Source organism: Nanchangia anserum, assembly GCF_015240065.1.
In the GTDB taxonomy this organism is placed as follows: domain Bacteria; phylum Actinomycetota; class Actinomycetes; order Actinomycetales; family Actinomycetaceae; genus Nanchangia; species Nanchangia anserum.
On sequence record NZ_CP060506.1, the window covers coordinates 1,672,652 to 1,696,458 of the forward strand.

General features: G+C 66.8%; 19 protein-coding genes and 3 pseudogenes. 12 read left to right on the forward strand and 10 right to left on the reverse strand.

All coding sequences use genetic code 11. The features are described from left to right. Positions 1–25: 25 nt before the first annotated feature. The 5 genes from H8R18_RS07815 to H8R18_RS07835 all read right to left on the reverse strand — a co-directional run bounded on the left by H8R18_RS07815 (position 26) and on the right by H8R18_RS07835 (position 6,424). Positions 26–793, reverse strand: coding sequence for a nucleotide exchange factor GrpE (locus H8R18_RS07815; RefSeq protein WP_191071474.1), 768 nt, complete (start codon positions 791–793; stop codon positions 26–28). A gap of 15 nt (positions 794–808) precedes the next feature. Then, a complete protein-coding gene (gene dnaK / locus H8R18_RS07820; protein WP_191071475.1) occupies positions 809–2,656 on the reverse strand; it encodes a molecular chaperone DnaK in 1,848 nt (615 codons plus the stop codon). Positions 2,657–2,895: 239 nt separating this feature from the next. After that, positions 2,896–3,657, reverse strand: a complete 762-nt coding sequence (locus tag H8R18_RS07825; RefSeq protein ID WP_194189236.1) for a hypothetical protein — start codon at positions 3,655–3,657, stop codon at positions 2,896–2,898. A gap of 119 nt (positions 3,658–3,776) precedes the next feature. Continuing rightward, entirely contained in the window at positions 3,777–4,358 is a 582-nt protein-coding gene (locus H8R18_RS07830) for a DUF6318 family protein (RefSeq protein ID WP_191071477.1), read from the reverse strand. 305 nt (positions 4,359–4,663) lie between these two features. Next, complete coding sequence (locus H8R18_RS07835) at positions 4,664–6,424, reverse strand: pyruvate dehydrogenase (protein ID WP_191071478.1); 1,761 nt, start codon at positions 6,422–6,424, stop codon at positions 4,664–4,666. A 198-nt stretch (positions 6,425–6,622) separates the two neighbouring features. Here H8R18_RS07835 and H8R18_RS07840 point away from each other — a divergent pair, with 198 nt between their 5' ends. From H8R18_RS07840 to H8R18_RS07850, 3 genes are read left to right on the forward strand one after another with little or no spacing between them, the layout of a single operon-like run. Continuing rightward, positions 6,623–7,285, forward strand: a complete 663-nt coding sequence (locus H8R18_RS07840) for a DUF998 domain-containing protein (RefSeq protein ID WP_191071479.1) — start codon at positions 6,623–6,625, stop codon at positions 7,283–7,285. Continuing rightward, positions 7,282–8,067 (forward strand): alpha/beta fold hydrolase, encoded by a 786-nt coding sequence (locus H8R18_RS07845; RefSeq protein ID WP_191071480.1) that lies wholly within the window; start codon positions 7,282–7,284, stop codon positions 8,065–8,067. The genes H8R18_RS07840 and H8R18_RS07845 overlap by 4 nt, the downstream gene beginning before the upstream one ends. Before the next feature lie 26 nt (positions 8,068–8,093). Further along, entirely contained in the window at positions 8,094–8,630 is a 537-nt protein-coding gene (locus H8R18_RS07850; RefSeq protein WP_191071481.1) for a hypothetical protein, read from the forward strand. On the opposite strand, the gene H8R18_RS07855 is transcribed toward H8R18_RS07850, so the two are convergent. The 5 genes and pseudogenes from H8R18_RS07855 to H8R18_RS07875 all read right to left on the reverse strand — a co-directional run bounded on the left by H8R18_RS07855 (position 8,627) and on the right by H8R18_RS07875 (position 15,603). Continuing rightward, on the reverse strand, positions 8,627–9,994 hold the full coding sequence (locus H8R18_RS07855; RefSeq protein WP_227712796.1) for a TrkH family potassium uptake protein: 1,368 nt from the start codon (positions 9,992–9,994) through the stop codon (positions 8,627–8,629). The two genes, H8R18_RS07850 and H8R18_RS07855, sit on opposite strands and share 4 nt — an antisense overlap. Before the next feature lie 82 nt (positions 9,995–10,076). Beyond that, positions 10,077–12,548: pseudogene (locus H8R18_RS07860) on the reverse strand (ATP-dependent Clp protease ATP-binding subunit). Between the two features lie 113 nt (positions 12,549–12,661). Continuing rightward, positions 12,662–13,093 (reverse strand): annotated as a pseudogene (dtd, locus tag H8R18_RS07865) (D-aminoacyl-tRNA deacylase). A gap of 18 nt (positions 13,094–13,111) precedes the next feature. Further along, the gene (ygfZ, locus tag H8R18_RS07870) at positions 13,112–14,854 is read right to left on the reverse strand and encodes a CAF17-like 4Fe-4S cluster assembly/insertion protein YgfZ (RefSeq protein WP_194189238.1); all 1,743 of its coding nucleotides are present in this window, start codon (positions 14,852–14,854) and stop codon (positions 13,112–13,114) included. A gap of 44 nt (positions 14,855–14,898) precedes the next feature. Next, entirely contained in the window at positions 14,899–15,603 is a 705-nt protein-coding gene (locus H8R18_RS07875) for a hypothetical protein (protein ID WP_194189239.1), read from the reverse strand. Between the two features lie 478 nt (positions 15,604–16,081). Between H8R18_RS07875 and H8R18_RS07880 the strand changes: the two genes are divergently transcribed. The 9 genes and pseudogenes from H8R18_RS07880 (at position 16,082) to H8R18_RS07920 (ending at position 23,806) form a co-directional block, all read left to right on the forward strand. Further along, positions 16,082–16,702, forward strand: a complete 621-nt coding sequence (locus tag H8R18_RS07880; RefSeq protein ID WP_191071487.1) for a DUF47 domain-containing protein — start codon at positions 16,082–16,084, stop codon at positions 16,700–16,702. Positions 16,703–16,705: 3 nt separating this feature from the next. After that, positions 16,706–17,760, forward strand: a pseudogene (locus H8R18_RS07885) (inorganic phosphate transporter). A 5-nt stretch (positions 17,761–17,765) separates the two neighbouring features. After that, positions 17,766–18,233: a septum formation family protein gene (locus H8R18_RS07890; RefSeq protein WP_191071489.1), complete on the forward strand. Its 468-nt coding sequence runs from the start codon at positions 17,766–17,768 to the stop codon at positions 18,231–18,233. Positions 18,234–18,241: 8 nt separating this feature from the next. Further along, positions 18,242–18,766 carry a MarR family winged helix-turn-helix transcriptional regulator gene (locus tag H8R18_RS07895; protein WP_191071490.1) on the forward strand — a complete coding sequence of 175 codons (525 nt, stop codon included), beginning with the start codon at positions 18,242–18,244 and terminating at the stop codon, positions 18,764–18,766. Positions 18,767–18,952: 186 nt separating this feature from the next. After that, complete coding sequence (locus H8R18_RS07900) at positions 18,953–20,281, forward strand: ABC transporter substrate-binding protein (protein WP_191071491.1); 1,329 nt, start codon at positions 18,953–18,955, stop codon at positions 20,279–20,281. Positions 20,282–20,340: 59 nt separating this feature from the next. After that, positions 20,341–21,186 carry a carbohydrate ABC transporter permease gene (locus H8R18_RS07905; protein WP_191071492.1) on the forward strand — a complete coding sequence of 282 codons (846 nt, stop codon included), beginning with the start codon at positions 20,341–20,343 and terminating at the stop codon, positions 21,184–21,186. Next, positions 21,183–22,073, forward strand: coding sequence for a carbohydrate ABC transporter permease (locus H8R18_RS07910; protein ID WP_191071493.1), 891 nt, complete (start codon positions 21,183–21,185; stop codon positions 22,071–22,073). Before H8R18_RS07905 ends, H8R18_RS07910 begins: the two co-directional genes overlap by 4 nt. A 63-nt stretch (positions 22,074–22,136) precedes the next feature. Beyond that, a complete protein-coding gene (locus H8R18_RS07915; protein ID WP_194189240.1) occupies positions 22,137–23,165 on the forward strand; it encodes a LacI family DNA-binding transcriptional regulator in 1,029 nt (342 codons plus the stop codon). Next, on the forward strand, positions 23,162–23,806 hold the full coding sequence (locus tag H8R18_RS07920; RefSeq protein ID WP_191071495.1) for a MusI family membrane protein: 645 nt from the start codon (positions 23,162–23,164) through the stop codon (positions 23,804–23,806). Before H8R18_RS07915 ends, H8R18_RS07920 begins: the two co-directional genes overlap by 4 nt. The last annotated feature ends 1 nt before the right edge of the window (position 23,807 follow it).

A 23,807-nucleotide genomic window follows, 5' to 3' on the forward strand; every position in this document is an offset into this window, starting at 1 on the left:
CACCCACCTCCTTCGGTTCGGGTTGTTACTGGGGATTGTGAACCATCACTTTCGTTGCCCGCAGAACGCGTTCGCCCATCCGATAGCCCGGTTGCAGCACCTGGGCGATCGTCGGGGTGTCGACGTCGGCGGATTCGTTTGCCATGAGGGCGTCGTGGCGCATCGGGTCGAACTCCTCGCCCGCCTCGCCGTAGCGTTCGAGCTGGCAGACCGTGCCGAGTGTCTGTTCGAGCTTGGTCGCGATGGCCGCGAACGGGCCCGACAGGTCGTCGGCATCGCGGGCGGCCTGGATGTCGTCAAGGACGGACAGCAGGGCTTCGCAGACCTCGCGGCGGCCATCTTCGCGGTGCGAGCCGGCCTGCTGCTTCGCGCGGCGAACATAGGCGGAGTACTCGCGCTGAACGTTGTAGGTTTCGGCGCGAGAGCGGGCCAAATCGTCGCTGAGCTGGGCAACCTGCCCCTTGAGGTCGGCGAGGTTGTCGCCCGCCGGGGTGTCGCTCGCGCTGTCGGCATCGGGAGAGTCTTCGGCTTCGGTCGTGTCCACCGATTCGGCTGAGTCCTCGGCCTTGCCCGCCTCGGGCTGGTCACCGTCGCCGTCGGAGGTGGCAGGTTCCTCGGCGCTCGATTGCGTTGCCGCGGAGTCCGCCGCGGCCTCGGGTGTCACCTCGTCGCTCGACGAGGCGGGTGCGTCTTCGCCGGTGCGGCCGGCGCCGGTGGCGGGGGCGGGCTGATCCGCCCCCGCCTGGCTGGTGGCCTCGGAGAAGACGCCGGAACCTCGATCCGGGTTCTCCATCGTGGTCACCTCCGATTACTTCTCGTCGTCAACGACCTCGGCATCGATGACGTCATCATCGCCACCGTCGGTGTTGGCCGCGCCACCCTCCTGCTGGGCCTGCTCGGCCTGAGCGTGGGCGTAGATAGCCTGACCGATCGCCTGGGCCTTCGTGTTGAGGGTCTCGAGCGAGGACTTCACCGCGGCGGTGTCGTCGCCCTCAAGTGCCTTCTTGACGTCGGCAAGCGCACCCTCGACATCGGTAACGATGTCGTCGCTGAGCTTGTCCTTGTTGTCCTTGATGAGCTTTTCGATGCCGTAGACCGTCTGCTCGGCCTCGTTGCGCGTCTCGGCGTCCTCGCGACGCTTCTTGTCCTCCTCGGCGTGCGCCTCGGCTTCCTTCATCATCCGGTCGATCTCTTCCTTGCCCAGAGCCGAGCCGCCGGTGATCGTCATCGACTGCTCCTTGCCCGTGCCCTTGTCCTTGGCCGAGACATGGACGATGCCGTTGGCGTCGATGTCGAAGGTGACCTCGATCTGGGGGATGCCGCGCGGAGCCGGGGCGATGCCGGTCAGCTCGAACGTCCCCAGCGGCTTGTTGTCGCGGGCAAACTGACGCTCGCCCTGGTAGACCTGGATGAGCACGCTGGGCTGGTTGTCGTCGGCGGTCGAGAAGATCTCGGAGTGCTTGGTCGGGATGGCCGTGTTGCGCTCGATGAGCTTCGTCATGATGCCGCCCTTGGTTTCGATACCCAGGCTCAGCGGGGTGACGTCGATGAGGAGGACGTCGGTGCGGTCGCCCTGGAGGACGCCGCCCTGCAGGGCCGCGCCGACGGCGACGACCTCGTCGGGGTTAACGCCCTTGTTCGCATCGCGCCCGCCCGTCAGCTCCTTGACGACGTCGGAGACCGCCGGCATACGCGTGGAGCCGCCGACGAGAACGACGTGGTCGATTTCGTTAACCGAGATCCCGGCATCCTTGATGACCGAGGTGAAGGGCACCTTCGTGCGCTCGAGCAGGTCCGAGGTCATCTCCTGGAAGTGGGCGCGGGTGAGGCGCTCGTCAAGGTGGATCGGGCCGGACTCGGACATCGACAGGTACTGCATGGAGATCTGCGTCGACGTCGCCGACGACAGCTCCTTCTTCGCCTGTTCGGCGGCCTCGCGCAGGCGCTGGAGGGCGACCTTGTCCTTTGACAGGTCGACGCCGTCCTTGTTCTTCACCTGGGCGACGAGCCAGTCGAGAATCCGCTGATCCCAGTCGTCACCACCGAGGTGGTTGTCGCCGTTGGTCGCGCGGACCTGAATGGTCGAGAATCCGTCGGAGTCCTTGCCGACTTCGAGCAGCGACACGTCGAAGGTGCCACCACCGAGGTCGAAGACGAGGATGAGTTCGTCTTCCTTGCCCTTTTCCAGGCCGTAGGCGAGCGCCGCAGCCGTCGGCTCGTTGACGATACGCAGGACGTTGAGGCCGGCGATCTTGCCGGCGTCCTTCGTCGCCTGACGTTGGGCGTCGTTGAAGTAGGCGGGGACGGTGATGACCGCGTCGGTCACGTCCTCACCCAGGTAGGCCTCGGCGTCACGCTTGAGCTTGCCGAGGATGAATGCGCTGATCTGCTGGGCGTTGTACGACTTGTCGTCGATGTCGATCTTCCAGTCGGTGCCCATGTGGCGCTTGACCGAGCTGATCGTCCGGTCGACGTTCGTCACGGCCTGGCGTTTCGCGATTTCGCCGACGAGAACCTCGCCGGACTTCGAGAACGCCACGACCGACGGGGTCGTGCGCTGCCCCTCGGCGTTTGCGATGACCGTGGGCTCCGAGCCCTCCATGACGGCCAGCGCCGAGTTTGTCGTGCCGAGGTCAATACCAACTGCGCGTCCCATAAGTCTGTCTCCTTCACTGCGCCTGCCGGCGCCCTTGAGTCGTCTTGGCTCAACCTTACGACGTTTAGCGGCGGGCGCCAAACGCACGCTCGATTTCTTGAGTCTGACAGGCTCAACTTTCGGTAGCTGGCATATATTCCGCGGATACGAGTGACCTCCATCACTCGGCCGCGTGCCGGCACGACGTGCATCATCTGCGCGCCCTAACCGCTGGTGGCGGCGGACTTGGGGCTGCCCGGTTACGAGGCCGGCGGCGCGTAGGTCGGGTTGGTGAGGTAGGTCGTCGCGGAGACGAGCGCAAACGTGCGGCTGGTCTCGGTCGTCGTCAGCGGTGTCTCGAGTTCGATCCACGCGCCGGTGACGGGATCTTTCGCGGTGATTTTCCACGTCGTCGTCAACGTGATGCGGGTGGGTTCGCCGCGCCGATACGTGTGGGTGATCGTCGGCTTGGGGTAGGGCGCGCCCTGCCGGGTCGTCGTTGTCGTCTCGCCGTCGCCCCACGCGTAGCGATACAACACCGCCTGGGCGTGAATCGGCACGGTGGTCTCGCCGAGGGTGAGAACGAAGTCTTGGTGGCGCCTCGTCGTGTAGACGATGACGGGTTCGTTGATGAGCACGTCGTTTTGCGGCGGTTGCATGACCAGGCCGGCCGGGTCGATGCGATGCGTCGCCATGTACGTGCGCACGGTCTCGATGAGCTCGGGCTGTACGGACTGGCGAGCGGGCGCGGTGCGTCTGGGGCGCGGGGTGGCCGGAGCGGGATCGTGATAGTCGCGCAGGAGCATGGCGAGGTTCGCCGGCGTGGCGGCCAGCGGTCCCCTATCGGTGTAGGACGTAAACCGCTTATCGCCCGGGTAGACGCGCGGGCGCGCGAGCCGAGTCTGGCCGCCCCTCACCGACGCGGGCGATACTGCCCGCTGCGGCCGGGCGCCCGTACTCCCACCCGTGCGCGTGCGAGTACGCTCAACGCGGGTGACAGTAATGGTGTCGCCGGCAGACACGATGCCGCCGCAATCGTCACCTTTGACAGCCGCATATGTCGGTGGGGCTGGGACAATGAGGCACACGCTCGCGGCAAGTACGGACGCCACTACACAGCAAAGCGTTCTCCTGGAGGCCATCACGAAATCTCCCTATCGGTGCGGCTGCTCCAATCTTTGACGCGCCACCCGCGCTCTGTGCGTTGCATTTGAAAGACGAACCGCGCCGTTCCTTCCCCGTAATACGTCACCGCATCGGAAACCCCATCCCACACCTGTGCCTCGGCAACGTCCGCGTCAAATACGCAGTAAACAATCGAGGCGTCGTCGCCGTCTTGCGGGCCGAGAATCGAGCGGCCCGTGATCGTCGAATAATCGCCGCGAGTCCAGCCGCCATTGCGCACCTCGTCATCAATGCTGTCGCTGAATTCTTGACAGGTCGGGCACTCGGGAAGACTGTATCGATCCAGGGCGTCGTGCCGGCCACGCACGGCGTCGTAGGAGATTGCATCCATGAGGTATTCCGCCACCGCACACGCGCCGGCGTCGTCGTCGCGTTCGGCGTCGGGTGAGAGGCTGGGGGTCTCGTAGGGCCAGACGTCGCCGCTGGGCGGTGCGAAGCTCGGCGTTGACTCCCGTGGCGGGGCAGATGGCGCCGCCTCCGGCTCGTGCGAGCACGCTGTCGTCGCCGCGACGGCGGCGATCGAAAGGGCGACGATCACTCCGCGCGCATATACCGCGCGGTTGGGCTGGCACAGGTGCGCGGACACGCGAGGGAATGGCCACAGCTGCAACATGGAGGGAGCCTCTCTGCTCGCTCCCCTATCGACACTCATGAGGGGGATGCGGGACGTGGGGACCCTCCGAGACTATCCGCACCACCGGCACCACCGCGGCCATTCGCGCGCGCTGTGGATAAACCCGCCCAAACAGTCGCCGCGCGCCGCCTTACCCGCTCGCGACGGATACACGCGTGGCGCGCGCCCGACCATCGGTCTCGACGCGCGCCACGACGGCGATACTGCAATTAGTTCATGCCGAACTTGCGCGGGATGTTGCGCAGGTTCGACCGCGCCATCGACATGACGTCACTGGCCGAGCCCGACAGGACCTCCTTGGCCATGGCCGTCGCGAAGCCCTTCATCTGCTCCGGCGTCACCTTCGGCGGCAGCGACAGGGCGTTCGGATCCGTGACGATATCGATGAGCGCCGGCCCCGGGCGCGACAGCTCCGAGGCGATGACGGCGTCGAGGTCGCCCGGCTTCTCGACCCGAACGCTGCGCAGTCCCATCCCGGCCGCGATCTGGGCATAGTCGACGCTCGCGTGATCAGTCGCGTAATCGGGCAGGCCCTCGACGAGCATCTCGAGCTTCACCATGCCCAGCGTCGAATTGTTCATGACGATGATCTTCACGGGCAGCTCATACGCCTTCACCGTCAACAGGTCACCCAGCAGCATCGACAGCCCACCGTCGCCGCACAGGGCGATCACCGGGCGCGCACGCTCCGCATCCGCGAGCGCCGCCCCGATCGCGTGAGGCATCGCATTCGCCATCGAGCCGTGGAGGAACGAGCCGATCATGCGGCGGTTGGGCCCCAGGTGGAGGTAGCGGGCTGCCCACACGTTGCACATGCCGGTGTCGACGGTGAAGATCGCGTCCTCGCCGGCGTGGCGGTCGATGACGGCTGCGGCGTATTCGGGGTGGATCGGCCCGGTGGCGTCGGCAGCCGGGGTATCGGTGTAGGCACCGACGACCTTGTCCATGAGCGAGCGGTGTTCGCTCACCATGTCGTCGAGGAACTTCGAGTTCTCCTTTTGCTGAACGAGGCCGCGCAACGCCGTCATCGTCTCGCGCACGCCGCCGTGGATCGCGAGGTCGAGGCGGGTGCGCCGCCCCAGGTGTGCGGCGTCCAGTTCGATCTGGGCCGTGCGGACCTTGGCGGGCAAGAACTGGTTGTAGGGGAAGTCGGTGCCGACGAGGACGAGCAGGTCGGCCTTCTCCATCGCCGTCTGGCAGGCGCCGTATCCCAGCAGCCCGGACATGCCGACGTCGTGGGGGTTGTCCCATTGAATCGCCTCTTTGCCGCGCAGCGAGTGCCCGATCGGGGCGTTGGCGAGCTTGGCGATGTCGAGGACCTCGTCGTGGGCGCCCATCGCGCCGTGGCCGACGAAGAACGTGACCTTCTCGGCCTCATTGATGGCGGCCGCGAGCGCGCGCACGTCCTCGTCCGCCGGGACGATTCGGGCCGGGTGGGGGCTGGTGATCGTCAGCGGCTGGGAGTCGTCGGCGGCAGCCTTCGCGACGTCGCCGGGCAGGGTGATGACGGCGACCCCGGGGCCCGCCAGGGCGTGCTGGATGGCGGTGCGCGAGATCCTCGGCATCTGGGCGGGCGAGGAGATCATCTCGGAATACACCGAGCATTCGTTGAACAGCCGGTCGGGGTGGGTTTCCTGGAAGAACAAAGTCCCGATTTGCGGGGTCGGGATGTGCGAGGCGATCGCCAGCACGGGCACGCGCGTGCGGTTGGCGTCGTAGAGGCCGTTGATGAGGTGAAGGTTGCCCGGGCCGCACGAGCCGGCGCACACGGCGAGGCGGCCGGTGATCTCGGCCTCGGCGGCCGCGGCGAACGCGGCGACCTCCTCGTGGCGGGTCTGGATCCAGCTGATCTGCTTCGAGCGGCGCACGGCGTCGACGACCGGGTTCAGGGAGTCACCGACGATGCCGTAAATGTGGCGCACCCCAGCCATCTCCAGTTGAGCAACGAGCTGTTCGGCTACGGACGTCATGCGACACCTTTCTTTCGCGCGGATGAGTCGCCGCGTGTAACGGCGCTCTTCCAGGCTAGAGAGCGCGCGGGTGCGGTGCCGGGTGAGAGGGCCGATTGTCTCCAGTCTCACGCTCGTCGCGCGAGGGTGAGCTCGCGGCGGGAGGAAGGATGGAGGGGTGCGATAGTGTGTCACACACTGACCGGAAGGAGTCCCCCCGTGCCGCGTCCGCGTCGCCTGCGACCATTTACTCACCGCGCATTTGCCTGCGTCCTCATCGGCACGGTGTGTTATTCGCTGTGGATCGCCCAACCGTGGTTCAACCCGGCGATGCCGCTGTGGCGCTCCTACGTCTCTGAGCTGGCGGCTATCAATCAACCCGGAAACGCCATCGTCCGCGTCGGCGACACGCTGGCGGCGATCTGCGCCGCGTGCGCGGGGCTATTTGGGTGGCGCTCGCGGGCGTTCACGCGTCCGGCGTGCGCCATGATCGCGGTATTTGCCCTCGCCACCGTTCTCGATTCGATTTTTCCCATGGCCTGTGCGCCGAGCCTGTCCGCGGTGTGTGCGGCCGGCGACGAGGCGGGGACGTTGGGGCTGTCCCACAACATCCATACGATGACGTCGGCGGTTGCCAACATGGCGACGCTGGGGCTGACCGGGTGGTGGCTGTGGTGTCACCGGCGCCGCCCGCAGGCTCGCGAGGCCGTTGCCCATCTGACCGCGCTCACGCACATCGTCACGGCGCTCGTCACGGCCGGCCTCGCGCTCGTGCACTCCGAGGCCGCGGGCGTCTTTCAACGCGTCTCGCTCATCGGGCTCATCGTGTGGGTGCTGGTGGCCGTGTCGCTGCGCAGTGAATCGCTGAGGTCGCGCGCATGAGTCGCCCCCGCGTCGTCGCTATCGGTGGCCTCGCCGTGCGAGGTGGGGCCTGGTCGGACGTGTGCGCGCGTGCCCGGGCGGCCGGGTGGGGCGAGGTCGAGGTCTGCGACTTGGCCGACCTCGTCGGGCGCGACGTGGACGTCGAGGCGATCGCAGGCGAGGTGGCTCAGCGCCTCGATCCGGCGCATCCCGCCGTGCTCGTCGGCCATTCCCTCGGCGGCCTGGTCGCCGAGGCGTGCGCGCGCCACTATCCCGAGCGAGTCGCGGGACTCGTGCTGGCCGACGCGACGATCGCCTCGGCCACGGAACCGGCTCTGCCGCGCCCGCTGCGCGTGCTCGCCCACACGCGCGCGGCCGAGATCGCGTGGCGACTGGTCGAGGCCGGGGCGCTGCTTTACGGGCAAGACACCATCACCCGGCGCGAGGAGTGGGACCGCTACGTCCGTCGCGAGCGCGCCCGTGCCGACCTGCGCATCACCGTGGCCTGTCATCGCTGGGCCCACGCCGTCGCCGCCATGCGGCGCGCCGCGACGCCTCCGCCAGATGGCCCCACCGACGCAGGCTCCCCCACCCTGGCGTGCCCCACTCACGTCATCGTCGCCGAGGCCGGGGGGCGCCCGGGACGCTGGAGCGCCCAACAGCACCGGGGGCTCATCGAACTGCGGCGTTCCTCGACGGCCCCCGTCACCGGCGAGCGGCATTTCCGCACTCCGCACCTGCTCATGCGCAAGTCTCCCGAGATTATCGTCGCTGCGCTCGCGCGCGTCACCGGCACTCGGTGAGAGGCGAAGCAGCGTAGAGTCACGTTATGACTCGTCGCATTCTTCCGGTTACATTCGCCGCCTGCGCGGCGCTCGCACTTGCCGCCTGCACGCCCAGCACGCCCTCCACCGACGCCTCGACGACGTCTGACGCGTCGACGCCCGCGCCCTCGACGAAGACCTCGTCCTCTGCCGCATCCTCGGACGAGAGCGCCGATGCCCAGGCGTTCATCGAGGCGCTCCAGCCCCTGTCCACGACGGGCACACCCAGCCCGCTCCCCCAGCGCTTCGGGACGATTTCGAGTTGGAGCAGAGGTGCGATCGTCTGCCCCTACGCGCCCGACAGCGAGATTCCCGCGGCCTACCGCGACGCACTCGCCAAAGCCGGGGTGACCCCCAAGACGACGGATTCGAGCAATTGGCTCGTTGTCACCGTCGGCGACACTCCGCGCGTCCTCACCCTGCCGATCACGAAGGTCAACATGTGCTCGGTCGGCGGTGCCGTCGAGATCACGGCGAAGACGACGTTCGTCCTCTCGCGTGACGCCAAGACCGGCACGATTACGGCCGCGCCCGTCAGCTAGCCGACGAGGACGTTGTCGACCGGTCGGTCATAGAGCAGGGGCTGGCGGCGCATCGACAGGGCCGCCGCCAGCGTGAACGGCCCGATGCGCCCGATAATCATGAGGGCGACGAGGACCGCCTGGGCGGCGACGGGCAGCTGCGGGGTGATGCCCGTCGTCAACCCCACGGTGGCGAAGGCTGAGATCACCTCGAAGAGGCAGCGATCGAGGCCGTAGGGGGTGAGCGCCATGAGCGCCATCGTGGCCCCGACGATGAGGGCCGATGCCAGACCGACGAGGGTGACCACCTGCCCCTGAACGTGGTCGCTGACCCGCCAGCGCCCGACGTGGACGCGGTCGCGTCCGCACACCTGCGCCCACGTGATCGCGGCAACCACACCGACCGTCGTCACCTTCAGGCCGCCGCCCGTCGAGGCCGGCCCGGCCCCAATGAGCATGAGAATGTCCGTGCCAAACCACGTCGACGGGTGCATGTGGGCGATGTCGAGGGAGTTGAATCCGGCCGTGCGCGGGGAGACGGCGGTGAAGAACGCGTTGACCCACTTGTCGACGACGTTGAGATTCGCCAGCGTCGCCCGGTTATTCCATTCGCACACGGCCATGAACACGGTGCCGACCCCCAGGGCGACCGCCGTGACGCCGACAACCATGCGCGCGTGCAGGCTGCGCAAGCGGTGCGTGCCCAGCAGCTCGATGATGACGGGAAAACCCAAACCACCGATGATGATGAGCAGCGCCAGCGTGATGAGCACGCACGGGTCGTGGACAAACCCCGCGAGGGAGTCCGTGTGCAGCGCGAACCCCGCGTTGTTGTAGGCGCTACCGGCGTGAAACACCGCGTGCCACACGGCGCGCTCAAAGGAATAGCCGTACGCGACCATGAACCGCACCGCGAGGACGGTCGCGGCCACCAGCTGCGTCGTCACGGCGATCGTCACCGTCAGGCTGAGGATCCGGTTGAGGTCGCCGATCCCCGGCGCCGAGGCGGCGACCGCCGTGTCCCAACGGGTGCGCAGCGACAGCCGGTGGCGGACAATGCGGGCGACGAACGCGGCGACCGTCATCGTCCCCAACCCGCCGATCTCCATGAGCGCCAGCAAAACGGCCTGACCAAACGGGGTCCAATACGTCGCCGTGTCGACGACGATGAGGCCCGTCACGCACGACGCCGATGTCGCCGAAAACAGAGCGACGCTCAGTGGTGCCCCGCCGTCAATCACCGGTCCCCACGTCGGGACTGCGCCCCCTTGAGGCCACGCAGGCGCGCCCGTGCGCGCGATCGGCAGCATGAGAAGGATCGTTCCGAGACCGATGAGAATCCCGAAGGTCGCGCTGATCCAGCGATACGGCGAAGCGCTCGTCACGGCACACTATTGTGCCACGCGAGCGCTCCCCCGATAGACGACGGGGCCCGGCGCCTGCGCACCGGGCCCCTCCTAGGCCTCATCAGCGGCCGGTGAAGGTGAATTCCTTCTCGCCGTTGTCGGACTCGGCGACGTCGATGAGGACGTTCATGCCCTCCGTGATCTCGCCAAAGAGGATGCGCTCAGAGAGCTGGTCCTCGATGTCGCGCTGGATGACGCGACGCAGCGGGCGCGCGCCCAGCACGGGATCGTAGCCGCGCTCGGCCAGCAGTTCCTGTGCGGCCGGGGTCAGCTCGAGCGACATGCCCTGATCGGCCATCCGGGCGTTGACGCGCGCGATGAGCAGCGAGACGATCTCGCGAATCTGGTCGCGCTCGAGCGGCGGGAACACGATGACCTCGTCGACGCGGTTGAGGAACTCGGGGCGGAACTGGCGCTTGAGTTCCTCGCTGACCTTGCCCTTCATCCGCTCGTAGTCGGTCGCCAACTCCCCGTGCGCCTGGAAGCCCGTGAGGACGCCGCGGTTGATGTCACGCGTGCCGAGGTTCGTCGTCATGATGATGACGGTGTTCTTGAAGTCGACCGAGCGACCCTGCGAGTCGGTGAGGCGACCGTCCTCGAGGATCTGCAACAGGGCGTTGAAGATGTCGGGGTGGGCCTTCTCGATCTCGTCGAAGAGGACGACCGAGAACGGCTTGCGGCGGACCTTCTCGGTCAGCTGCCCGCCCTCGTCGTAGCCGACGTATCCCGGAGGAGCGCCGAAGAGGCGCGCCGAGGTGTGCTTCTCGGAGAACTCGGACATGTCGAGCTGGATAAGCGCGTCTTCGTCGCCGAAGAGGAATTCGGCGAGCGTCTTCGCCAGCTCGGTCTTGCCCACGCCCGTGGGGCCGGCGAAGATGAACGAGCCGCCGGGGCGCTTGGGGTCCTTCAGGCCCGCGCGGGTGCGGCGAATCGAGCGCGAAAGCGCCTTGACGGCCTCGTCCTGGCCGATGATGCGCTTGTGCAGCTCGTCTTCCATCTTGAGCAGCTTCGTCGATTCCTTTTGGGAGATCCGCGCCGCCGGGATGCCCGTCGACATCGCGAGGACCTCAGCGACGGCGTCCGCGTCGACCTCGGCCAGCGAGTTGAGGTCGCCGGACTTCCATTCGGCCTCGAGGCGCGCTCGCTCTTCGCCCAGCTTCTTCTCGTCGTCGCGCAGGCTCGCCGCGGCCTCGAAGTCCTGATTGTCGATCGCCGCTTCCTTCTCCCGACGCACCCCGGCGGCCTTCTCATCCAGCTCGCGGATCTCGGGCGGGGCCGTCATCCGGTGGATGCGCAGGCGCGCGCCGGCTTCGTCGATGAGGTCGATCGCCTTGTCCGGCAAGAACCGATCGGAGATGTAGCGGTCGGCGAGGTTGGCCGCGGAATCGATGGCCTCGTCGGTGATGACGACGCGGTGGTGGGCCTCGTAGCGGTCGCGCAGCCCCTTGAGGATCGCAATCGTCTCCTCGACGCTGGGCTGGTCGACCTGGACGGGCTGGAAGCGCCGCTCCAGCGCCGCGTCCTTTTCGATGTACTTGCGGTACTCCTCGGTCGTCGTCGCGCCGATCGTCTGTAGCTCGCCACGCGCGAGCATGGGCTTAAGGATGGAGGCGGCGTCGATGGCCCCCTCGGCCGCGCCCGCACCGACGAGGGTGTGGATCTCGTCGATGAACAAGATGATGTCGCCGCGGGTGCGAATCTCCTTGAGGACCTTCTTCAGGCGCTCCTCGAAATCACCGCGGTAGCGCGAGCCTGCGACCCAGCGACCCCATGTCGAGGGAGTACAGCTGCTTGTCCTTCAGCGTCTCGGGCACGTCCCCGGCAACGATCGCCTGGGCGAGCCCCTCGACGACCGCGGTCTTACCGACACCCGGCTCGCCGATGAGGACCGGGTTGTTCTTCGTGCGCCGCGACAGGATCTGCATGACACGTTCCATCTCGGTCTTGCGCCCAATGACGGGATCGAGCTTGTTTTCAACCGCCGCCTGCGACAGGTTGCGTCCGAACTGATCGAGGATGGCCGAGCCGGACTTTTGCGGCTCCTGGCTGCCCGAGCCGACACCGACGGTCTCGCCGCCCTCGCCCTGCCCGGACTGCTGGTAGCCCGACAGCAGCGACACGACGTTTTGCCGCACCTGCGTCAGGTCGATGTTGAGGTTGGCGAACACCTGGGCGGCCGTGCCGGCGCCCTCGCGAATGAGGCCGAGCAGGATGTGTTCGGTGCCGATGTAGTGGTGCCCCAGCTGGAGGGCCTCGCGCAGCGACAGCTCGAGGACCTTCTTCGCGCGCGGCGTGAACGGGATGTGTCCACTCGAGGCGCTCTGCCCCTCACCGATGATCTCGACGACCTGCTCGCGCACCTTGTCGAGGTTCAGGTCCATCATTTCCATCGCCTTGGCGGCGACGCCTTCGCCCTCGCGGATCAGCCCGAGCAGGAGGTGCTCGGTGCCGATGTAGTTGTGCTTGAGACTGCGCGCCTCGTCCTGTGCCAAGACGACGACCCGTCGGCCCGGTCGGTAAAGCGTTCGAACATGGAGTCTCCTTATCCGGTAACCTCCCCCATTATGCGAGGGCGCGCGGGCACTTCTCGCTTCTGTTCGCCACCGGCGTGAGAGACCTCGCGCCCGCCCGAGTCGCGTCGCGCCCTCAGGCTTCGGCCTCGACGAGGACGGTCATCGGGCCGACGTTCGTGAAGGCGGACGTCCATCATCGCGCCGAAGACGCCCTGGGCGACGCGCAGCCGCGAGCCCGCAGGGCCTCGGCAACCGCCTCGTAGATGGGTTCGGCGACGTCGCCCGGGGCGGCGCGGGTCCACGAGGGGCGCCGCCCCTTGCGGGTGTCGCCGTAGAGGGTGAACTGGCTGACGAGGAGAATCGGCGCGCCCTCGTCCTCGGCCGAGCGCTCGCCCGGCAGCACGCGCAGCTGGGCGATTTTGCGGGCGACGCGCTCGATCTGGTCGGGGCCGTCGTCGTGGGTGACGCCGAGGAGGACGACGAGTCCGAGTCCCTCGTAAGTGCCGACGACCGTGCCGTCGACGCTGACGGATGCGTCGCGCGCGACCTGAATGACTGCTCGCATAACTCGTCCTTCTCTGTCTCAGATTCCACCCAGCCGCATGCCCTCGGCGGCGCCGGCGACGCGGGCCATGCCGCGCCCGGGGCGGGTCTCGGGGCTGGCGGCGGCGCGCCCGTCGGGGCTGACGATCGGCGTGAGGGTGGCGGCGACGGCGTAGCTGTGGCCGTCCTCCTCCCACGTCACGCTCGCCTCGCCGGCGCGTGCAGACCGCTTGACCAGGCCCAGGCCGACGGGGCCGTCCCAGGCATCGCGCGCCGCCGACGTCACCGTCCCGATGGCCCGACCGGCAGCCTCGATGGCGGCTCCGGGCGGGGGCAGCAGCGAATCCGAGCCGTCGAATTCGCAGTGAACGAGGCGGCGGGGCGGGCGCCCGAGGTTGACGATGCGCGCGACCGTCTCCTGGCCGCAGTAGCAGCCCTTGTCGAGGTGCACGGCTGTGCGCAGCCAATCGAGTTCGTGCGCCAGCGCGCGCTCATCGACCTCGCGATCCAGCCGGGGGCGGTAGGTCGCGATGCGGCGGGCCTCCCACGCCGCGCGCCCGACGCGGCGGGGAGCGGCGACGACGTAGCGTCGTCGGTCGACAGGGGAAGCCCGCAGAGGCGGCCAGCTCGCAGGCGCGATCGGCGAGGGCATCGGCCCGTTCTCGCTCAGCAAGCACGATCGTCGCGGCCCAGTGGGTGCCCGGGTGGTCGGCGATATCGGAATACGTCGTTCCCCGGGGCACACGCCCGGCCACGGGTCGTCCCAGATCCCGATGACGCCCTCGCCGCGCAGCTGCTCGATGGCCGCGCGCAGCGGCCCCGCGGCGCTCATTCCAAGCTGGCACACCTCCGTGCTGCGCTCGGCGACCTCGACGCGCAGGAGGAACCGCATGGACTCGAGGAATGCCGCGAGCGCCGGCCCGCGCCCGGCGTCGGTGAGCAGCCACGTCGTCTCGCCGTCGTCGATGACGCCGGCGGCGTGGGCGATGTGGCCCTGGGCGTCGAGGAGGAGGAGTTCGCGTGATTCCTCGCCGATGTCGGTGACGATCTGGCTCGACAGGGTCGTCAGCCAGGTGAGGCGATTGGGACCGGTGACGCTGACGGTGTCGCGATCGTCAAGGACGACGATGCCGGCTCCCGTGGCGAGGGCGTGCTGTTCTCCGGCGGGGTCATCGATGATGTCGAGGTAGTCGGGGTGGCTCACGCGTCCTCCCTCGCCAGGCGGGCGGTGACGGCTGGGCGGATGTCCTCGCCGTTGAGGGCGGCTTCTCGGCCCACATGAGTTCGCCGCCGACGAGGCCGTACATGCGCGAGGCCTCGACGATGCGGGTGCCATTCTCACTGAGGCCGTCAATGTCGCTGATGCGCGCGCCGATGCCGGGCCCTGGCAGCGAATGGCCCACAGGCCCTCTCCACCAAATCGGCCGCCGCGCAGGCGCAGGGTGCCCTCGCCGAAGGTTTCGGTGCCCGGTCCCTGTGCCGGCTCCGAGCGCGTCAGGTGCCAGGTGCCCGTTTCTTCCCAGGCCTCGTCCCGAGGGGTCAGCAGTGCGAGGCCGCGCGCGGCGTCGGCCATGACGTCGATCCCGTCGGCGGCCTCGGCGTAGGAGACACGCAGGTGGTGGCGAAGGTCGTCGCCGTCGTGAGTGACGTCGAGGGCGAACACGAGCGGGCGGTCCTCGCCCTCCTCGCCCATCGCGGGTGCGGTTCCCCAGCCGCGCCAGCTGCCCAGCAGCCAGGCGAGGGGATACAGGGACGGGGGAAGGTCGTCGGGCAGAGTCATCATGGCTCCACCCTAAAAGCTGTGGTAGGTGGCGCTATGCCGGGGCGTTAGCCGCCCATGATGCGCGCGAACGCATACACGGGGATCGCGGCCGTCAGCCACGGGATCATTCCCAGCGCGGCCGCGCCCATGAGCGAGGTCGGGGCCATTCGTCCGGCAAAGAACGCGTGGCAGCCGGCGACGACGAGACCGGAGACCATCCCGAAAGCGCCGAAGACCGTCAGCATGGCGATCATCGGCTCGGTTGTCCCGACCGATGCCGAGGCCACGAGGATCGAATCATTGGCGCCCAGGCCGGCCACCATGACGAGTCCGACGGCAACCAGTCCACCCAGCGTGCACAAGACGATCGAGGTGAGCACGCGCATCCACACGCTGCCGCGCAGGAACAGGCAGGCGCCGGCAACGACGAGGCAGATCCCCATGGGGTGAGCGAGGATGAGCCACACCCGGTAGTTTTCCAGGGCGATCCACGCGATCGTCGTCATGGCGAGCACGGTCCCCGTCACCGTGGTAGCCAGCGAGCCCAGGACCGACGTTCGCCCGCGTCCGCGCACCATTTCACCGATGAAGGCCGCGCACACGACGAAGCCGGCGACGTAGACGCCCCACGCGGCGTCCATGGTCACGCGGACGACGCCGAGGCTCGCCAGGGCCATGACGGCGATGATGACGGCGGAGATTCCCGGTGCCGGGGCGTGAACGAGGCGCCCCCATCCGCAGGCAAAGACGATGACGGCGACGACGGCCACGCTGTCAACGCGTCGATCGGGCGAGCGCGGCGGCCGCGAGCGCGAGGCCAAACAGCATGAGGCACACGCCGCCGGCCCACGCGGGCGGTGTGGGCAGGCTTGTCGTTGTATTGGGGGCATTCACCCGCGGCCATCGTCGCATATTATTTGGCGCGGGGGCGAGAAACTTCTCGCGTTGACTCGCGCGCGCAGGGGCTGTGGTGGCCACGTAGACTGGCAGTGGCGTCGGACCGTTTAGCCCCGGGCTCCATTTTTAGCCGCTTCGAGCGGCCTTAGCGCCGACTGGCGCTTCTCGGTCCGGCGCCCTTTCATACCTGGCGGCCGGGACTTTGGTCCACCGTTAGCCGCGGCCTGCTCCTCTCGGTGCTCCCGCGCGTTCGACTTGGGGGCCGCTCAGCCTGCTGCGCTGGCGAGCGAGTCCGTTTTCATGCATTAGCCTGTTAGCGACATCGTCGGTTCACCCAGCAGTGGAGGCACTGTGATTCTTCGACGCAAAGGTCCGAAAGAGGACTTCTACGACCTGTTCACTCAGGCCGGCAATAACCTCCTTGAGGGGACCAAGCTGCTGGCGCAGACCGTGTCGGCGCCCGAGCCCGATCGGGCTGAGCACCGCAACGCGCTGCACGATGTTGAGCACCGCAATGACGAGATCACGCACACGGTGGCGCGGATGCTCGACCAGACGTTCGTCACGCCGATGGATCGTGACGACATTTCCCTGCTGGCCTCGACGCTGGACGACTGCCTCGATCTCATCGACGAGGTCGCCGACATCATCGTGTTGTACAAGATCGCCGAGATCCCCTCGCGCGTGACCCAGCAGGTCGAGATCCTCCAGCAGTGCGCGGAGCTGACGGCCGAGGCCATGCCGAAGTTGAAGACGCTGAAGAACCTCAAGTCCTTCACGGTCGAGATCAACCGACTGGAGAACGAGGGCGACAAGGCCTATCGCAAGATGCTGGCCGAGCTGTTCGAGACCGAGTCGGATCCGATCGCTGTCATCAAGCTCAAGGACATCATCGAGTCTCTCGAGGCCGCCATCGATCGGTTCGAGACGCTGGCGAACACGGTCGAAACCGTGTACCTCAAGGAGTCGTAAACGGTGGACGTCATCTTCGTCGTCGTTGCGGTGACGATTGCGATCGCGCTCATCTTCGACTTCACCAACGGTTTTCACGACGCGCCGCGAACGCCATCGCCACGTGCGTGTCGACGAATGCGCTCAAGCCGCGCGCCGCCCTCATCATGGCGGCCGTCATGAACATCCTCGGCGCGATGATGGGCACGGGGGTGGCCTCGACCATCGGTGAGGGAATCATCGACATTTCCCACTACACCGAGGCCCCTGCCGAGGAGATCCGGCTGCTGGGCCTGACCATCATCCTCTCGGCGCTGTTGGGCGCGATCACGTGGAACATCATCACGTGGTGGTTCGGGTTGCCGTCGTCGTCTTCGCACGCCCTCATCGGTGGGCTCGCGGGCGCGGGGTTGGCCTCGTCGACGCACGTGTATTGGAGCGGGATCGTCGGCCACGTCATCGTCCCCATGGTCGTCTCGCCCCTCGTCGGCTTCGTCGTCGCGTTCCTCCTCATGAAGTCGGTGTTGTTCCTGCTCGCGCGTGCCCCCTATCACGCGACGATGAGCCGCTTCCGCATGATGCAGCGGGTTTCGGCCGCCCTCATGGCGCTCGGGCACGGCCTGCAGGATGCGCAGAAGACGATGGGCGTCATCGTCATGGCGCTGCTGGCGGCCGGCTATCACGCGCCTCACGCGCAAACCGGCGAGCTGACGATTCCGCTGTGGGTCAAGCTCGCCGCCGCGGGTGCCATTTCCATCGGGACGTACTTCGGCGGCGGGCGCATCATGCGCACGCTCGGCACCAAGGTCATCGCCGTCACCCCGGCCCACGGTTTCATCGCCGAGACGACGTCGGCCTCGGTGCTCTACCTGGCGGCGTACGTGTTCCACGCTCCCATCTCGACGACCCAGTCGGTGTCCGCGGCCATCATGGGCGTCGGCGCGACGAAGCGGCTGAGCGCCGTGCGGTGGGGCGTGGCCGGCAACATCGCCGTCGCGTGGGTGCTCACGCTGCCGGCTGCGGCGATCGTCGGTGCCGTGTTCTTCTGGATCCTCCGCTTCGTCATCCCGGGGCTGTGAGGACGATGAGCACGCCTCGTCGCATCCTCGCCGCGCTTGCCTGCGCGGTGGTGGGTGGCGGCGTCTTGACAGGGTGTTCGTCGGCGACGTACACGCTGAAGGCCGGGGACTGCTTCACCGCGTCGGACGACATCCTCACAGGTTCTGCCGATATCGCCGACGTCGATACGGTCTCGTGCACGCGCTCGCACAATTCCGAGGTCGTCGGCTCCCACGTGGTGACGGATTCGTCGTTCCCCGGCACCGAGACCCTGGTGACGCGCGCACAGACGCTGTGCCAGAAGGACTTCCTCGACTACGTGGGAATCGACTACACGAAGTCCGCCTACGACCTCTATCCCCTCATTCCCACCAAAGACACGTGGACGGCGTCGTCGGCACGGTCGATCACGTGCGTGGCGCTGGCGCTGCCGCCGATCGACCACTCGCTGAAGGGGCAGGGCGAGGCCGCGGCGACGCGCGCGACGCGGTGATGGTCGCGATGGGTGCGGAGCAGGATCAGCCCCGGGAGCGGATCGAGCCCGTCATCTTCGCGCGCACACGCGCTCAAGCTGAGGAGAGCGCGAAGCGGCTGCGGGCGTGGCGCACCTACGTCGAGGCCTCGGCCCTGCTCGAGCGCAGCTGCGAACACATCATGCACGAGGCCGCGGGCATCCACCGGGCAGATTTCCAGATCCTCTTGACCCTGTCAGAAGCCCCCGCGGGGCAGATGCGGCTGTGCGACCTCGCCTCGGCGACCGTCGTCTCGCGCCCGCGCCTGACCTACCGGCTACAGCACCTGAGTAAGCGCGGCCTGCTCGAGCGGATTCCCGACGGGAACGACCGCCGCGGCGCCCTGGCAAGGTTGACGCCCACCGGCTACCGGGTTCTCGCCACGGCGCGCGCCGCCGAGCGCGAGTCTGTGGAGTCCCTCTTCGTCGCCCACATGGCTCCCGGCGATGCCGACGTCCTCATGCGCGTCTTCGGTGACGTGTCGGCGGCGTTGCGCGAGCGCCCGCTGCCCTGAGAAATCGGCATACTATCGACCACCCCGTGCGTGATGTGTGACACCTTTTCGGAAACGTTTCCGAAAACTGCTTGACGCTGACCTGCGCAGGTCATACGTTAAAGAAGTCACAGCGCCACCCAGTTCGGAAACGATTCCGAACACCGCACGGGGTGCGCATACAACGAGATCCAAGGGAGGATCGACGTGTCTAGATTGACTCGATTTGCCGCCGCCACCGTGGTGGGCGCATTCGCTCTGGGTGGCCTGGCCGCCTGCTCGTCGGGAGGCGGCGATGAGGACAAGGCCGGTTCGGTCTACATCCTCAACTGGAAGCCGGAATCGGAAGAGGCCTTCAAGAAGATCACCAAGGCCTACACCGACGAAACCGGCGTCAAGGTCAAGCTGGCGACCGCCGCGTCGGGCACCTACGAGCAGACCCTGAAGTCGGAAGTCGCCAAGTCCGAGGCGCCGACCCTGTTCCAGATCAACGGCCCCGTCGGCCTGAAGACGTGGCAGAGCTACGCCCGCGACCTCTCTGACACGAAGCTGGCGAAGGACCTGACCGATCCCGAGCTCGCGCTCAAGGGCGAGGACGGAAAGACCTACGGCCTGCCGGCTGCCGTCGAGGGCTACGGCATCATCTACAACCAGGCGATCATGAACAAGTACTTCGCACTTCCCGGTGCAAAGGTGAAGTCGGTCGACGAGATCCACTCGTTCGCCACCCTCAAGGAGGTCGCGGACGACATGCAGGCCAAGAAGTCCGAGCTGGGCATCGACGGCGTGTTCGCCTCGACGTCGCTGGCCAGCGGTGAGGACTGGCGCTGGCAGACCCACCTGTCGAACATGGCGATTGCTCGCGAGTTCAAGGACGAGAAGGTGACGGACTCCAAGACCGTCAAGTTCACCTACGCCGACCAGTTCAAGCAGATCTTCGATCTCTACCTCACCGACTCCACAGTGGCGAAGTCGCTGACCCCGTCCAAGACGGTGTCCGACTCGATGGCCGAGTTCGCTCAGGGCAAGGCCGCGATGGTCCAGAACGGCAACTGGGCGTGGTCGCAGATCGCCGAGGTTCAGGGCAACACGGTGAAGGAAGACGACATCAAGTTCATGCCGATCTACATGGGCTTGCCCGATGAGGACAAGCAGGGCATCGCGGTTGGCACCGAGGCCTACATGGCGGTCAACGCCAAGGCGTCCGAGGCCGATCAGAAGGCCACGCTGGACTTCCTCGACTGGCTGTTCATGGGCAAGGGCAAGCAGTACGTCACCAAGGATCTCGGCTTCAACGCCCCCTACAAGTCCTTCGGACCCAATGACGTCCCCTCCGATCCGTTGGCCAAGCAGGTCCACGAGGCCATCGCGAGCAAGGACACCTCGACGGTCTCCTGGGTCTTCCAGACCTATCCCTCGCAGGACTTCAAGGACACCTTCGGTCAGGCGCTCGCGCAGTACGCCGCCGGTAACAAGCCGTGGGACGAGGTCGTGAAGACGTTCGTCGACGGCTGGAAGGCCGGCAAGGCCGGCTAAACGCCGCATCGCTTAGGGCCCGGGCGCACGTGCGCCCGGGCCCTAACGAAGGGAGCACCATGGACAAACGCCTCATTCGCTATTTCCCCATCTTCGTCCTGCCGACACTGCTCGCGTTCGCTATCGCGTTCCTCGTGCCGATGATCATGGGGTTTGTTCTCTCGTTCACCGACTTCCGCACGATCACCGACGCGACGCCCAACGGCATCGACAACTACGTCAAGGTGTTTGAGGAGCGCTCGGGATTCCTCTCGGCCTTCCTCTTCACCGTCGCCGTCGTCATCGTCTCGATCGTCACCGTCAATATTCTCGCCTTCGCGATTGCCTGGGTCCTCACCCGCAAGCTGCGCGGAACGAACTTCTTCCGCACGGTGTTCTTTATGCCGAACCTCATCGGCGGCATCGTCTTGGGCTACACGTGGCAGGTCATCATCAACGCCGTGTTGTCGCGCTACGAGATGACGATTACCTCCGACAGCACCTACGGCTACATCGGCCTCATCATCCTCATCAACTGGCAGCTCATCGGCTACATGATGATTATCTACATCGCCGGCCTGCAAAACGTGCCGCCGGAACTGACCGAGGCTGCCGAAATCGACGGGGCGAACCGCTGGAGCGTGCTGCGCCACGTGACGATCCCCATGGTCATGCCCTCCATCACCATCTGCCTGTTCCTCACGCTGTCGAACACGTTCAAGATGTACGACCAGAACCTCGCCCTCACCAACGGTGGGCCGGAGAACTCCACGGAAATGGTCGCCCTCAACATCGTCAAGTCCATGTTCTTCCAAGTCGGCCAGGAAGGCGTCGCCCAGGCGAAAGCCGTCATTTTCGTCGTCGTTGTCGTCGCGATCGCGTTCTTCCAGCTGCGGGCTACACGCGCTAAGGAGATCGAAGCATGAGCACATCTCGATCCGCACACCGAGCCCCGCGCCGCGGGGCGGATACGACCGGGTCATCGGCCGTCGGCAAGGGTGCCCTGTACGCCATCCTCGTGTTCCTCACCTGCGTGTTCCTGGGTCCGATCGTCTTCATCATCATCAACTCGTTTAAGGGGCGATTCGCGATCTCCAGCTCGCCGTTCTCGCTGCCCCTGGGCGAGATGTGGGCAGGCATCACGAACTACGTCACCGGTTTGCAGCTGTCGGGCTTCTTCTCGGCGATGCTGTGGTCGTTCACCATCACCATCATTTCGGTCATCGTCATCGTCACGTTGTCGGCCATGACGGCGTACTACATCACCCGCGTGAAGCGGTGGTGGACAACGCTGCTGTACTACCTGTTCGTCTTCTCGATGGTCATCCCGTTCCAGATGGTCATGTTCCCCACGGTCCAGATCGCCGACCGTCTCCACCTGTCGAATCCCCTGGGCATGGTCGTGCTCTACCTGGGCTTTGGCGCGGGGCTGTCGGTGTTCATGTTCTCGGGCTTCGTGAAGTCCATTCCGCTGGAAATTGAGGAGGCCGGGCGCATCGACGGGTGCAATCCGCTGCAAAACTACGCGCGGATTGTCGTGCCGATGCTCAAGCCCACGGCGATCACCGTGGCCATCCTCAATGCCATGTGGGTGTGGAATGACTACCTGCTGCCCTCGCTCGTGTTGGGGCCCTCGTCGCGATTCCGCACGATCCCCATCGTCGTTCAGTTCCTCGTTGGCTCGAACGGCAACCGCGACATGGGTGCGCTGATGGCGATGCTCGTCCTCGCGATCGTCCCCATCGTCGTGTTCTACATGTTCGCGCAGAAGTACATCATCGAGGGTGTCGTTGCCGGAGCCGTCAAAGGCTAAGCGAGCCCGGAAAGGATCGGCCCGCCCGCGTGAGCGGGCGGGCCGCACATTATGACTTCCCATGTGAGAATCCAAGACATCGCGAAAGCCTGCGGTGTCGGCGTGACGACGGTGTCACGCGCCCTGAACGATCAACCCGGTATCGCCGCCGCGACCAAGCGACGCATCCGCGAGATGGCGCGGACCCTCGATTACCAACCCAACGAACACGCCCGCAATCTGCGCGCGTCGAATCGCGTCATCATTTCGCTCATCGTCAAAGGCCCGACGAACCCGTTCTTCCTGGAAATCCAGGATCTCGTCGATCGCGATATCCGCGCGCGAGGATACTTCCTCTCCGTCGTCCGCGTCCCCCACGCCCACGACGAGGTCGCCGCCGCGAAGGGTGCCCTCGCCGTCACCCATCCGGCGGCCATGATCTTTCTCGGCGGCTGGTTCGACCGCAGCCCCGCCGACTTCGCTCACGTCACCGTCCCCTCAGTGTTGTGCACGACGCCGTGCGCCCCGCACCTCGACGGTGCCGACTATTCCTCGGTCGCGATTGACGACAAGCGCGGCATCGCGGACGTCGTTACCCACCTTCACGCGCTGGGGCACCGCCGCATCGCGTTTCTCGGCTCCGACGTCGCCGACCGCTCGGTCGGCCACCTGCGCGAGCAGGCGTTTTCGGCGGCGCTCGCCGAGTGCGGCATACCCGGCGATACCACCCTGGTGCGTCGCGGGGACACCCAGCATGAGCCGTATTCCTACGACTACGGCTACAGCCTGGCCCATCGCCTGCTCGTCGAACGCCCCGACGTCACGGCGATCGTCGCCATGACCGACGCGCTGGCGCTGGCCGCGATTCGCGCCGCCACCGACCTCGGCCGCGTCCCCGATGACCTATCCGTCACCGGCTTCGACGGCATCGAGATCACCCGGTTTACGACCCCGCGGCTGACGACGCTCGTTCAACCCACCGAGACCATCGTGTCGGCCACGTGCGACCTGCTGTTTTCCCTCATGGAGGGCGAGGAAAACCGCCATATTCTCATTCCCGGCACGCTGCGCGTCGCCGAGTCGAGCGCGCGAGTGAAAGAGTGTGCGTCATGAACCGCTGGCAACGCACACTCGGCCCCGACGGGAACTTCTACGAGACGTTGGCGCTTGCCGCCGACGTCGTCATCGTCAACGCGTGCCTCATCGTGTCGTCCCTACCCATTGTTACGGCGGGCGAGGCCCAACGCCGCGCCGTCGCCGTCATTGCCCAGCTGGCCGCCGACGAGGGCTCGCGGCCGGTACGGACGTTCTTTCACGGGTTTGGGCGCGGGCGGGCGTGGGGCCGCGTGAGCGCGTGGTGGCTCGCCATGCTCGCCCTCGGTCTCGTCGCCGCCTGGATTCTGCGAGCGCTACTCATCCTCGGCGGCGTGGGCGCGCTCGCCGCCGGTGCCGCCGTCATCGCCGGCCTCGGCCTCGTCGGTGTCGGCGGCACGTGGCTCGTCGCCATCACAGCTCACGACCCGGGCCACCCCTCGCCGTGGTCGCACGCGGCCATGTGTGCGCTTGCCCATCCCCTGCGCGGCCTGGGCATCGTCGTCGCGTGGATCTGGCCGTGGCTCGTCCTCGTGATGTGGCCGCGCGCGTGGGGCATGCTCCTGCTCTTTTACGTCGTCATCGGGTGGGCGCTGACGTGGTACGTCATCTGGCTGTTCATCCGCGACGTCGTCGCCCCGCCCACACCCGCAGACGATTAGG